The organism is Pseudomonas segetis (assembly GCF_900188155.1).
GTDB classification, from domain to species: Bacteria; Pseudomonadota; Gammaproteobacteria; order Pseudomonadales; family Pseudomonadaceae; genus Aquipseudomonas; species Aquipseudomonas segetis.
This window is the reverse complement of sequence record NZ_FZOG01000005.1, coordinates 1-13,585: the sequence shown is the minus strand read 5'-3', so window position 1 is coordinate 13,585 and position 13,585 is coordinate 1. Positions and strand designations below refer to the sequence as shown.

Sequence of the window (13,585 nt, the reverse complement as noted above, 5' to 3'; positions counted from 1 at the left end):
ACTCTCGAATGCAGTGGAATCAGTCGCTGAGTAAGCGGCCCTGACGTATGGATTGATGACCGGCCACCTTCGCCAGCCAGCGCCCTGGCTGGGCAAAACGCGTGCGTTCAATCGCAAAGATCACACCTGATGTACCCGCGCAAACCACGCTGTGCTGGTCGTCGAGCGGATCTATCACTTCAAATACGGGTGTCCCTGCCTCAACATAAACGCCAGCAGGCTGCAGGAAGCTCACCACGCCCGCATGCGGCGGATAAAGCATTTCCGTACCTGCAAAAGGCACCGCATCGCAGCAATCTTCTGGTGCTGCAGGCCAGCGGCCGCTGATCAAGCCTTGCTCGGCAAGAAAAGCCAGAATCGATTCCGCATCAGCATTGGCCTGCTCGCGCCCGGTGCGCTCCATGCCACCCAGTTCCACGGTCGAGGCCAGGCATGCGGGTTCAATTGCAGCCTGCGAAAAACGCTGGGCCAGGCGTAGCCATGGACCCGAACACGCCTCGTCAAAGGATGAGCCACCCGAATCTTCAGCCAGCAGTACGGTTCCCGCCTGCAGGCGAGCCGCCAGCGAGCGCAACTGGGGCCAGTGCTGGGGAATTGCATAAAGATGCACCGCAGCCTCAAAGTCACAATGCAGGTCGAGCACCACATCGGCATCACAGGCATGCTGCAACAGCAGGCGCTGCATGGCTTCGAGCTGCGACTGCGCTGGGGCCAAGGCCTTGAGCGCAGCCACCATGGCCACACGAATCACCTGTGTATTGGCCGCCACATCGGCGCCCAGCTTGCCTTCAAGTTGAGGGGCGATCGCATCTGCCAGATCGACAAAATCACGATTGAAGTTTTGCCCACTGCACAATTCATAGCGGCCCTGGTGCTGACCTTGCACCATCTGCCCAAGCCCAATGGGGTTGGCCACGGGCACCAATTCGATCACGGCATTGAGCTGGCCTTGCTGCTCAAGCTCAAGCAAGCGGCGCTTCAACTCTACCGCAACACGCATACCCGGCAGTTCATCAGCATGCAACGAAGCCTGGATATAAACCTTGCGTTCGCCACTGCCAAAGCGAAACACCGACAGTCGGCGTTCGGTGCCCGGTGTGCTCCAGGGCAATAGATGATCAATACGTTGCATCAACCTCTCCTCAGTGCTTGCGTGGCGCCAGATACGCCAACCAACGGCGCTCGGCAAGCTTGAACAGGCGCACCAGAATAAAAGTCAGGCACAGGTAGAAAGCGCCAGCGGTAATAAATGCTTCAAACGGCAAGTAATACTGGGAACTGACCGTGCGTGCGGCGCCGGTGATGTCGATCAGGGTCACGATCGAGGCCAGGCTCGTGGTGTGCAGCATCATGATCACTTCATTGCTGTATTGCGGCAGCGCCCGGCGAATAGCCGATGGCAGCAGAATCCGGCGATAGAGCTTGATCCGCGACATGCCCATGGCCTTGGCTGCCTCGATCTCGCCATGGGGCGTCGCCTTGAGGCTGCCGGCGAGGATTTCAGCGGTATAGGCGCTGGTATTGATCGCAAAGGCCATGCAGGCACAGAAGGATGCATTGGAGAAATACGGCCACAATGCGCTTTCACGCACCAGCTCGAACTGAGCCAGGCCGTAGTAGATCAAAAACAGCTGTACCAGCATCGGCGTGCCGCGGATCACGTAGGTGTAGAGCCACGCCGGGAAGTTGATGAATACCGACTTTGACACCCGCATCAAGGCCAGTGGAATGGCCAGCAGCAGGCCAATGAAGAGGGAGATCAGCAGTAGCTTTAGTGTCACCAACACGCCGCCGAAATACAGCGGCAGGCTGTCCCAGATAACGTTGTAGTCAAAAATCATGCGTGCGTTCCCCTACTCAGAGTTCAGCGGCTTTGGTGCCGACCGAGTAACGTTTTTCGAGATAACGCAGAGCCAGCAGCGAAACGCTGGTCAGCACCAGATAGAGCGCGGCAACGGCGAGATAAAAGGTAAAAGGCTCACGCGTGGCATCTGCCGCGCTCTTGGCCTTGAACATCATGTCCTGCAGGCCCACGACTGAAATCAGCGCCGTGGCCTTGGTCAGTACCAGCCAGTTGTTGGTAAAGCCTGGAATGGCAAAGCGGATCATCTGCGGCACAAGAATGCGGAAAAACACCTTGGTATTGCTCATGCCATAAGCCACGCCAGCTTCGGCCTGGCCTTTAGGGATCGCCATAAAAGCGCCACGAAAGGTTTCCGACAGGTAGGCGCCGAAGATAAAGCCCATGGTGAAGACACCCGCCACAAAGGGGTTGATGTCGATATAGTCGTCATAACCGAGCATCGGGGCGACACGATTGACCATGTCCTGGCCGCCATAAAAAATCAGCAGGATCAGTACCAAATCGGGAATACCGCGAACGACAGTGGCATAGGTTTCACCCAGAACTGCCAGCCACTTGATCGGCGACAGGCGAAAGGCCGCGCCCAACAAGCCAAGCACAGTCGCCACCGCCATTGAGGTCAGGGCCAGAATTACGGTTAGCCAGGCACCGTCAAGAATGGTCGAACCATAGCCATTCAGCATGCTCTAGTGTCCTCATGCAGGCACCGGATGGTGCCGAAGAGTGCATCGAAAAGTGGCGCATACCGTGCAAGCCAGGGTCCTGCACGGTGTACGTTCACCAACGGATTGAGATGTGCACGAGATCCGTGTGCGCCACTTTCAGTTGAGGCGATTAATCACCGTAGACGTTGAAGTCGAAGTACTTGTCCTGAACTTCCTTGTACTTGCCGTTGGCGCGAATATCCTGGATGGCGGCGCTGATCTTGTCAGCCAGCGCGGTGTCGCCCTTGCGCACGGCAATGCCTGCACCTTCGCCGAAGTACTTCTTCTCGTTAAAGTCTGGACCTACCAGCTCAAAGCCTTTACCGGCGTCGGTCTTGAGGAAGCCATCGTCAATGTTGACGGCATCGGCCAGGGTGGCATCGACACGACCTGCGGTCAGGTCAAGGAAGATCTCGTTCTGCGAGCTGTAGCGCACCACTTCAACACCGGCAGGCGCCAATACATCGGTTGCATAGCGGTCGTAGATGGAAGCGCGCTGCACACCCACTTTCTTGCCCTTGAGGTCAACCAGCGGATCCTTGATCACAGTACCGGCTTTCATGGCGAGCTTGGCTGGGGTGTGGTAGTACTTCTTGGAAAAGTCCACCGACTTCAAACGGTCTTCGGTGATGGTCATCGAAGACAGGACCGCGTCGAACTTGCGGACTTTCAGAGCCGGGATCAGACCGTCGAACTCCTGCTCGATCCAGGTGCACTTGACCTGCATCTGCTCGCACAAGGCGTTGCCGATGTCGTAGTCGAAGCCGGTGATATTGCCGTCCGGAGTCTTGAAGGCAAAGGGTGGGTAAGCAGCTTCAATGCCGATACGTAGCGGTTTTGCATCATCAGCCATGGCCAGCGGCGACAGAACGGATAGCGCCAGTGCGCCGAGAAGTGCAATCTTCTTCATCTTGTGACTCCTTCGAAAGGGAATGGCAACGGATGGCAGTGAGTAAATGCATTCAGCTATGCATGAATTATAGTTAACTCGCCATCAAGACTACGCAGAGCGCAGGCAATGTAAGGCTTCGGCTGAGTGAGCGGCATTCTAACGAGAGGCTGAAACTCTATATTTCTTCAATGCGACAAGTAATTACAAATGCACCTGAGGCACCTGGCCTGGCGATTGACATCCCACGCAAAAAGTGCATGGAAAGAATTGAAGTGTAACCAATTATCAAAGCAATATCGACGCCAAGTTTTCAAACCCCTTTATTCACGGGGCCAAGCCGTCAATTTTATTTCAAAAGCCAAGTATTTTCAGCCCTTTAAAAGCGCAAAGTGTTTCCCTGCGCCCCATTTAGGAGCGGCATTGTTACCCCAACCCTGGGGGATTCAAGGCGGGTCACAGGGCCGTCAGCCTCATCCGACAATCTGCGCGACCATACAAAAAAACGCCCGACTCCAAGGAGCCGGGCGTTTCGCTTACTGCAGGTGACGCGCTAGAGATACTTCAGGCGCAAGCGCTCTGCATGGCCTTGTGCGTATCAATAAGGTGCTGCACCACGCTTGGGTCAGCCAGGGTCGAGATATCACCCAGACCTTCGTACTCGGCGGTAGCGATTTTGCGCAGGATACGGCGCATGATCTTGCCCGAGCGTGTTTTCGGCAGGCCCGGTGCCCACTGGATGACGTCAGGAGAAGCGATTGGACCGATCTCCTTGCGCACCCAGTTTTTCAACTCCTGGCGCAACTGCTCAGAGCTCTCCACGCCGCCAGTCAGGGTGACATAGACATAGATCCCCTGCCCCTTGATGTCGTGCGGCACACCGACGACGGCCGCCTCGGCCACTTTCGGGTGGGCAACCATGGCGCTTTCGATCTCGGCGGTACCCATGCGGTGACCGGAGACGTTGAGTACATCATCGACACGCCCGGTAATCCAGAAGTAACCATCTTCGTCGCGGCGGGCACCGTCACCGGTGAAGTACATGCCACGGAAGGTCTTGAAGTAGGTATCGACAAAGCGGTCATGATCGCCATACAGCGTGCGCGCCTGGCCTGGCCATGAATCGATGATCACCAGGTTGCCTTCTACAGCGCCTTCAAGCAGGTTGCCCAGGTTATCAACCAGGGCTGGCTGGACGCCGAAGAACGGACGGGTCGCCGAGCCAGGCTTGAGTGCTGTCGCACCCGGTAACGGGCTGATCAGAATGCCGCCTGTCTCGGTTTGCCACCAGGTATCGACAATCGGGCATTTCTCTTTACCGATGGTCTTGTAGTACCAGTTCCAGGCTTCCGGGTTGATCGGCTCACCGACAGAGCCTAGCAAGCGCAGGCTGGAGCCATCGGCGTCCTTGATGGCAGCTTCGCCTTCAGCCATCATCGCGCGGATTGCGGTTGGCGCCGTGTACAGGATATTGACCTTGTGCTTGTCGATGATCTTCGACACCCGGGTGATATCCGGGTAATTAGGCACGCCTTCAAACAGCAAGGTAGTCGCACCATTGGCCAGGGGGCCGTAGACAATGTAGCTGTGTCCGGTCACCCAACCGACGTCGGCGGTACACCAATAGACATCGCCCGGCTTGTAGTCGAACACACGCTCATGGGTCAGCGCCGCGTAAAGCAGATATCCACCAGTGGTGTGCTGCACGCCTTTTGGCTTGCCCGTTGAGCCCGAGGTGTAGAGGATGAACAACGCTTCCTCGGCGCCCATCTCTTTCGGCGCGCAGTAACTACCCGCAACTTTCATCAGGTCTTCGTACCAGACGTCACGGTGCTGGTTCCACTTGATGTCGCCACCGGTGCGCTTGCAGACGATGATTTTCGTCACGCTGGAGGTTTCAGGGTTGGTCAAGGCGTCGTCGACGTTGGCCTTGAGGGCAATGCGCTTACCACCGCGCAGTCCTTCATCGGCAGTGATCACCACTTTCGAGTTGCAGTCGATAATCCGGCCCGCCAGCGCCTCGGGCGAGAAGCCACCGAACACTACCGAGTGGATTGCGCCGATGCGGGTACAGGCAAGCATGGCCACGACCGCCTCGGGGATCATTGGCATGTAGATAGTCACTACATCGCCGCGATGGATATCCTGGCCGCGCAATGCGTTGGCGAACTTGCAGACATCCTCATGCAGTTCGCGGTAGGTGATGTTGCGGTGCTCCGAAGGATCGTCCCCTTCCCAGATAATCGCCACCTGGTCGCCACGCTCTTCAAGGTGGCGATCAAGGCAGTTATGGGAAACATTGAGGGTGCCATCGGCAAACCACTTGATATCGACATGATGGTCGTCGAATGAGGTTTGCTTGACCTTGGTAAACGGCTTGATCCAGTCAAGACGTTGCGCTTGCTCACGCCAGAAACCATCCGGGTTCACCACGGACTGCTGGTACATGGCCTTGTAGGTTGCCTCGTCGGTCAGCGACTTGGCCGCCGCCTCTGGGCTAACGGGATACAGGTTCACAGCACTCATCAACAACTCCTGCGACACAATGGGTTGGTTATTCTTATGCCCCATTGTGTGATCATCAGACCCATTGCAGGCCATTCGACCATGGTATTAGCGCCAGTCAACCAGCCGGGCTGCGGGCTTGTGCGGGCCAAGCGGGTCGACTCACGCCGCTCAGCCCGTCAACCTCAGGTCTTTAGTTGGTTTGCAAACTGGCCAACCGCACTGACCACATGCTGTGCCCCATCCTGGATGTCGACAATCACCGCGCCCGCCTCATTGGCCAGGCCCAGCCCCTGCTCCGCCAGCTCACGACTGCTCGCCATGCTACCCACCGCGGTCTTGGCCAGGGTTTGGTTTTTCTGCACCACCTCGACAATTTCCTCGGCTGCCTGACTGGTTCGACCCGCCAGCTGGCGCACCTCATCGGCCACCACAGCAAAACCGCGTCCCTGCTCACCTGCCCTGGCTGCCTCGATGGCGGCGTTGAGTGCCAATAGATTGGTTTGATCGGCGATGCCGCTGATGGTCTTGATGATTGAGCTGATCAGTTGCGACTGCTTGTCCAGTGCTTCGATACCTTCGGCAGCTTCCTGCACTTGCTCGGCAATCCGGTGCATCACCGCCACGGTCTGGCTTACGACTGAAGCGCCCTTCTTCGCCGTGGTGTCGGTCTGCTGCGAGGTGCTGTAGGCGATATTTGCCGCCTGAGCGACTTCATCCTCGCGATTGACCTGATCGGTAATAACGGTTGCGAACTTGACCACTTTATAGAGTACGTCGTGGGCGTCATGCACCGGATTGTAGGAGGCCTCAAGCCACACCACGCGGCCATGGGCATCCACGCGTTTGAAGCGGTCGGCGATAAATTTCCCGCGATTGAGCTGCTCCCAGAATTCCTGGTATGCAGACGAGTTGTATTCCTCGGGTTCACAGAAAGTGCGGTGGTGCTTACCCTGGATCTGATCGAGACGATACCCCATGGCCCCGAGAAAGCGCTCGTTGGCCGTCAGCACTTCGCCCTTGAGGTTGAACTCAATAACCGCAGTTGAGCGCAACAGTGCATTGATCAGGCCTTCATGTTCCTTGGAGGTTTCTATGGTGCGGGTCAGGTTGTTGGCGCACATGGTAAAGCCTTCAACTATACCGCTACCATTGCGCAGTGGCTGCCAGATTGCGCGTAGCCAGGCATCGTCGCCGTTACCGCAAAGCAAGCGATAAGCACCACTGATGTGCTCACCCTGGGCCAGGGCCTTTTTCAATGATTTATAGTTGACATCACTGCGGAAAAAACCGGGGATCAACTCTTCAAGGTCATGCCCTATCAGGTCTTCGCGACGGTAGTTCATTTCCTCGAGAAACAGCTCATTGACGAACAGGATGCGGCATTGGGCATCGAGTTCGAGCACCAGCATCTCCTGGTAAATAGACTCTTTAATCTGCCGAGTCCGAGAGTAGGCCTCCCGCAACTCTGCCAATTCCTGCTTCATCTTGCGATTGAACATTGCGGCGCTACTCACTCAGATTGATGGGGCATGTCCAAATAATCGGCGCTATTCATTTTTTCTTAAGTGCAGGCGCATAAATATTCGCAAGAGGCAATTTGCATAGGCCTATACGCACCGACAGGCGCCTGAAGCCAGGCCTGATGATGCCTCTCAAAGAAAATGGCGAGCAACAGGAGTAACAGCCAAAGGCGCTCCAGTACGGGCTGCCCCAGCGCGGGCTGCCCCAGCAATATCAGGCGCAGAGGTTATTTAACGGCGTCCTTGCTGCCAGGCCGCAGCCAGACCGCTCAAGCAAATGACCACAATACCGACCAAGGTGCTCAGATCAGGTACGTGGGAAAAGACCAGGAACCCCAGCAACCCGGCAAAGACAATCTGGCAGTAGCCAAATGGTGCCAGCAATGCAGGTGGCGCACGGCGAAATGCCTGGGTCAGGAACAGGTGGGCAGACATGCCGCAGGTACCCAGCGCGAGCATCAGCAGGCCATGAGTCAAACTTGGGATTTCCCAGAAAAAAGGCACCAGCGCACTGACCAGCAAGGTATTGAACAATCCGGCGAAGAAATTACTGGTGGTCGGGGAATCAACCTCGCTAAGTTTGCGGGTAAGTATCTGGTAACAGCTAAAGCACATCGCTGAACAGAACGGCAATATGATAGCCGGGGTAAACATTTCACCGCCCGGATGCACTATCACCAGCACCCCGGCAAAGCCCACCAGCACAGCCGCCCACTGGCGCCGGGTTACCGACTCACCCAGCAAGGGCACGGACAAGGCCGTCACCAACAGCGGGGCCAGGAAGTTTACCGCCGTCGCTTCTGCCAAGGGGATGAACAGCAAGCTGCTGGTAAAGAACAGGCTGGTACCCAGCAGGCAACTGGCACGCAGGGCCTGAAGCCCCGGGCGCCTGGTGCGCAGTACACGTAACCCCGACTGCGGCAGGAAGATCGCGGCCATAAGCAGGGTATGCACCACATACCGGGCCCACACCACCATCACGATCGGATAGAAGCCCGACAAGTACTTGGACAGCGCATCATGGCTGGCGAACAAAAATGTCGCCAACAGGATAAGCAGGATCCCCTTGATTGGATGACTGGGGTTCGACAGCGTTGCGCTGCTGGCACTCATGCACGCCTCGTCAGTAAATGCAGGTCAAGGCCCACAAAGGATGAATAGGTTGCTAACTATAGTGCAGAGCAACCAACTGACCAAGCGTCGCCATGAATCTAATGGTTCTCGCTGCCCATGAATTCAACGATTTTTGAACGCAGCCAACGCTCTGCGCAGTCGTTGTCCTGGGCACTGCTCCAGACCATCGACAGCTTCGATTGCGAGATTGCAAAAGGCGCAGGTTCGGCACGCAAGCCACCACCGGACACCAGTTCCGCAGCCGCGTAGTCGGGCACGGTCGCCAGCAGCTCAGTGCCTGCCAGCAAGGAGCGCAAGCCATTAAACTGCGGCACGGCCAGGACCACATTGCGCGAGCGTCCAATACGCTCGAAATCGCGATCGATGTTGCCGTTGAGATCGCCAGAAAACGATACCAGCGCATGCGGGCGACAACAATATTCATCCAGGGTCAGAGCGCCAGGACGGTCATCCGCGCGCAGCACCTTGGTATCGATCAGCCGCAAGGTCCGGCACTTTGCATTGGCCGGTAAATCCATCACATAGCTGACACCCACCGATATCTCACCCGACTCAAGCTGGCTGGGCATTAACAGGAAATTGGTGCGTCGAATAACCAGCACTAGGTTGGGTGCCTGCTGGCGCAGATTGTTCAAAAGCGGCGGCAGCAGACCGCATTCGACATCATCGGAAAGGCCAATGCGCATCGTCAGCTTGCTGGTGGCGGGATCAAACTCCTGCGCGTAACTCAAGGCATTGGACATTGCATCCAGCGCCGGACGCAGTTGTTCGAATATTTCCAGTGCGCGCTTGGTTGGCTCCATGGTGCGACCGGTACGAATAAGCAGTTGGTCGTTGAAAAAATCCCGCAACCTGGACAGCGCATGGCTGATAGCAGGCTGGCCGAGAAACAGCTTCTCGGCGGCACGGGTCAAATTGCGTTCAAGCATCAATACTTCAAAAATAATCAGCAGATGCAGGTCAACCTTGCGCATGTCATTGCGATTCATCGCCTTGTCCCACACCCCGTCGGGTCTCTCAGGATAAATGGCGCCAGCCCGCAGGCTGGCGCCGGTGCCTTACTTGGTCAGCGCCGAGTAACTGTTCATCAGGTTACGGTAGTTCGGGATACGCTCGGAAAGCAAGTTGCCCAAGCCTTCAATGTCGTTGCGCCAGTCGCGATGCAGTTCACAGGCCACGGCGAACCAGTTCATCATCTGGGCGCCCGCTGCACTCATACGGTTCCAGGCGGCCTGCTGAACGGTTTCGTTGAAGGTGCCAGATGCATCGGTCACCACAAAGACTTCAAAACCCTCAGCCAATGCCGACAAGGTTGGGAACGCCACGCAGACATCGGTGACCACCCCAGCAATGATCAACTGCTTACGGCCAGTTGCCTTGATCGCCTTGACGAAATCCTCGTTGTCCCAGGCATTGATCTGTCCTGGGCGTGGAATGTAGGGCGCATCCGGGAACATGGCTTTCAGCTCGGGAACGATGGGACCGTTCGGGCCACTTTCGAAGCTGGTGGTCAGAATGGTTGGCAATTCAAAGAACTTGGCCAGATCAGCCAGGGCCAGTACGTTGTTCTTGAACTCATTGGGCGAGAAATCCTGTACCAGAGAAATCAAACCGGTTTGATGGTCGACCAACAGCACAACTGCGTCGTCTTTATTGAGGCGCGAATAGGGCATTACTGTACTCATGGGAGACTCTCCTTGGATTGCTGGTTGGGGGTATATCTATTGACGGGCGTTCCAGCACGCACCTGTGTCGCCAATAGCAGAAAAATCATGGCCGCTGGCCCTGCCCGGCAAGCAGATGGCGTATCTGCACCGGCACGCCGTCAACCTGGAGGCGCCGGGCCTTGGCTTCGATACGTTGCTCGGCACGGGTAACGCGATTGTGGTGACGCAAGTGTTCAAGCCAGGACTCATCAAAGAACACCTCAAGCCAACGCTGCTGATTTTCGGTGTCCTGGACCAATGTCCAGGAGAACGCACCATTGCGCCGACGCATGCGTCGCACATCATTCATCGCCTGTTGAAATGCCAACCAGTCCTGGGCAGCGACTTGATATTCCACGGTGATCATGACCGGACCCCGATCAGTGTCTTGCGGCTCCAGCAGCACCGGTACAGGCCAATGCAGTGAAGGCGCCAGGTCTTCGGCATCGGTCACTGGCAACCTGAAGTGGAAGGTCGCGCCAATCCCCAACAGCAAGGCGAGTGCTGCAAAACACAAGGCAGTGGTGATTGAACTGTGGCTGGCAACAAAACCCCATAGCAGGCCGCCGCTGGCCATGCTGCCGAAGAAAACCAGGATATAAACCGACAAGGCGCGCGCACGAACCCAGCTGGGAACCGCCGTCTGTGCCGCCACTTGCAAGGTTGAGAGCACCGCGATCCAGGCGGCACCACTGATAAACATCACTGCAATCAGCAGGGGGAGATCACGGATAAAGGCCAAGGCCAGAATAACAAGGGCATAGAGCACGCTGGCCCCGGCAACCAAGGCATCGGCCTGGACGCGCTCGCGCACCTTGGGCAACAAGGTTGCGCCGGTCACAGCGCCGACACCGACGCTGCCCAGCAGCAGGCCAAAGTCCGCAGCGCTACCCTGTAGTTCCTGGCGGACAATCAGTGGCAATAACGACATGGCACCGCTGGCCCCGAGGAAGAACGCCAAGGCCCTGAGCAACACCGCCTGCAGGGGCTTTGATGCCCGGCTGTAGCGCCAGCCTGCACGAATGGCGCCCCACAAACGCTCAGCCGGCAGTACCGCTGGAGCCACTTCGCGGCGCCAAAATAGCAACACCACTATAACGGCGAAGAACGACAGGGAATTAAGGGCAAATGTCGCCCAGGGTCCACTCAAACTGACCAAAACACCCGCAATGGCTGGACCAATCGCGCGCGCCACATTGACTCCGACACTGGACAGCGCAATTGCCGCTGGCAGGTCGGCCTTACCCACCAGCTCGGGGGTCAGGGCCGACCATGCCGGCATCATCAAGGCGGTGCCAATCCCCATGCTCAGGGTCAACAGTAACAACAGGGTCACAGTCATCTGGCCGCTCAGGGTCAGCAAGGCCAACGCCATTGCCACCGCCGCCATCCACAATTGCACACCAAGCAAATAGCGTCGCCGGTCAACAATGTCGGCCATCGCCCCTGCCGGCAGCGCCAGGAAGAACATCGGCGCCGAACCCGCAACCTGCACCAGCGCCACATTCATCGGGCTGGCGGACAGCGATGTCATCAACCAACCCGCTCCCACCTCATGCATCCAGGTGCCGATGTTCGAGGCAATACTGGCCAGCCACAGCCAACGGAAGGTCTTGTAACCCAAGGGGCTCCAGGCCGACGATTTCACAGCAGTATCAGAAGGCAAAACAGGAACACCCGAATGCGCCCCAGAACCCCTGGAAGTCGCTGACTGGAGCCGATGATAGTCGTGCTTTTTCATGGCTATGTGCATGCACCGCGCAGGCACCAACACATTGATGGACCTGTTGCGCCATGGGCGCATTCAGCCGCCAATGCCCTGGCACATTGATCACTGGCGACCAGTCCGGCATGACCGGTACCGAAGGCGGTGATAATTTGCTGAACTCTTCGCTGGCATACACCACTTCGCCACCGACGACCGTCAACACCGACTCAATCCATTTGACCGCCTCTTCATCGACCGAGAAGTAATCCGCCGACAAGGCAATCACGTCTGCCAGTTGCCCTACTTTGATCTGGCCTTTCTTGCCCTGCTCCGACGAAAACCAGGCACTGCCATGGGTAAACAGTTGCAAGGCCGTTGCCCGCGACAAACCTTCGGGGTACAGCGCCATGCCGCCAACCGTCTTACCGCTCACCAACCAATAAAGAGAAGTCCAGGGGTTGTAGCTGGAAACACGGGTTGCATCGGTGCCCGCACCCACGGGCACGCCCTCGGCGAGCATGCGCTGGATCGGCGGCGTCTGTTCTGCGGCCTGCTTGCCGTAGCGGTCGACAAAGTACTCGCCCTGGAATGCCATGCGGTCCTGAATGGCGATTCCCCCGCCCAGGGCTCGGACCCGCTCGATATTCCTTGGCGTGATGGTCTCGGCGTGATCAAAGAACCAGGGCAAGCCATCAAAGGGAATATCCTGGTTAACCTTCTCGAACACATCCAGCATGCGCGAGATGGATTCGTCATAGGTTGCATGCAAACGGAACGGCCAGCGCTGCTCGACCAGATGACGCACAACCGGCTCCAGTTCAGCCTCCATGTCGGGCGCCAGATCTGGACGCGGCTCGACGAAATCCTCGAAGTCAGCCGCGGAGAACACCAGCATCTCACCGGCACCGTTGTGCCGCAGAAAATCGTCACCCTGGTGCAGCTTCACCGAACCCGTCCAGTTCTTGAAATCCGTCAGTTCTTCCTTGGGCCGCTGGGTAAACAGGTTGTAGGCGATGCGTACGGTCAACTGCTTGGCCTTGGCCAGTTCCTCGATGACGGCATAATCGTCAGGGTAGTTCTGGAATCCGCCACCGGCGTCAATCGCGCTGGTGACGCCAAGACGATTGAGTTCACGCATGAATTGACGCGTCGAGTTGACCTGGTATTCCAGCGGCAACTTCGGCCCCTTGGCCAGCGTCGAGTAGAGAATCATGGCATTGGGCTTGGCCACCAGCATTCCGGTTGGATCGCCATTGGCATCACGCTGGATTTCCCCGCCCGGAGGGTTTGGCGTATTGCGGTCGTACCCCACCACTCGCAGCGCCGCACGATTAAGCAGCGCACGGTCGTACAGATGCAGAACAAATACAGGTGTGTCCGGCGCCGCCTGGTTGAGCTCATCAAGTGTTGGCATGCGCTTCTCGGCGAACTGGAATTCATTCCAGCCGCCAACCACTCGCACCCATTGTGGTGCGGGGGTAACCTCGGCTTGAGCCTTGAGCATGCGCAAGGCATCGGCCAGTGATGGCACGCCCTCCCAGCGCAGCTCCAG

The 13,585-nt window shown here is 57.4% G+C and carries 10 protein-coding genes and 2 pseudogenes; all 12 read right to left on the bottom strand.

Features of this window, described 5'->3' with window-relative positions:
• Positions 1-19: 19 nt before the first annotated feature.
• The gene (locus CHB79_RS15850; RefSeq protein WP_089360622.1) at positions 20-1,132 is read right to left on the bottom strand and encodes a succinylglutamate desuccinylase/aspartoacylase family protein; all 1,113 of its coding nucleotides are present in this window, start codon (positions 1,130-1,132) and stop codon (positions 20-22) included.
• Positions 1,133-1,142: 10 nt separating this feature from the next.
• The gene (locus CHB79_RS15845) at positions 1,143-1,841 is read right to left on the bottom strand and encodes an ABC transporter permease (RefSeq protein ID WP_089360621.1); all 699 of its coding nucleotides are present in this window, start codon (positions 1,839-1,841) and stop codon (positions 1,143-1,145) included.
• A gap of 16 nt (positions 1,842-1,857) precedes the next feature.
• Positions 1,858-2,547: an ABC transporter permease gene (locus CHB79_RS15840; RefSeq protein WP_010485214.1), complete on the bottom strand. Its 690-nt coding sequence runs from the start codon at positions 2,545-2,547 to the stop codon at positions 1,858-1,860.
• Between the two features lie 151 nt (positions 2,548-2,698).
• Positions 2,699-3,478, bottom strand: a complete 780-nt coding sequence (locus tag CHB79_RS15835; protein WP_010485211.1) for an ABC transporter substrate-binding protein — start codon at positions 3,476-3,478, stop codon at positions 2,699-2,701.
• Positions 3,479-4,021: 543 nt separating this feature from the next.
• A complete protein-coding gene (gene acs, locus CHB79_RS15830; protein WP_010485210.1) occupies positions 4,022-5,983 on the bottom strand; it encodes an acetate--CoA ligase in 1,962 nt (653 codons plus the stop codon).
• Positions 5,984-6,147: 164 nt separating this feature from the next.
• A pseudogene (locus CHB79_RS22435) lies at positions 6,148-6,585 on the bottom strand (methyl-accepting chemotaxis protein); the annotation flags it as partial.
• 105 nt (positions 6,586-6,690) lie between these two features.
• Positions 6,691-7,374 (bottom strand): annotated as a pseudogene (locus CHB79_RS22430) (PAS domain-containing protein); the annotation flags it as partial.
• Positions 7,375-7,716: 342 nt separating this feature from the next.
• The gene (locus CHB79_RS15820; protein WP_010485206.1) at positions 7,717-8,598 is read right to left on the bottom strand and encodes a DMT family transporter; all 882 of its coding nucleotides are present in this window, start codon (positions 8,596-8,598) and stop codon (positions 7,717-7,719) included.
• A 98-nt stretch (positions 8,599-8,696) separates the two neighbouring features.
• Entirely contained in the window at positions 8,697-9,608 is a 912-nt protein-coding gene (locus CHB79_RS15815) for a LysR family transcriptional regulator (RefSeq protein ID WP_010485204.1), read from the bottom strand.
• Between the two features lie 69 nt (positions 9,609-9,677).
• Positions 9,678-10,304, bottom strand: a complete 627-nt coding sequence (gene ycaC, locus CHB79_RS15810) for an isochorismate family cysteine hydrolase YcaC (protein ID WP_010485203.1) — start codon at positions 10,302-10,304, stop codon at positions 9,678-9,680.
• An 85-nt stretch (positions 10,305-10,389) separates the two neighbouring features.
• Positions 10,390-11,973 (bottom strand): MFS transporter, encoded by a 1,584-nt coding sequence (locus CHB79_RS15805; protein WP_089360619.1) that lies wholly within the window; start codon positions 11,971-11,973, stop codon positions 10,390-10,392.
• A 7-nt stretch (positions 11,974-11,980) separates the two neighbouring features.
• Positions 11,981-13,585 (bottom strand): amidohydrolase (locus CHB79_RS15800; protein ID WP_089360618.1); only part of this gene is annotated, 1,605 nt, incomplete at its 5' end.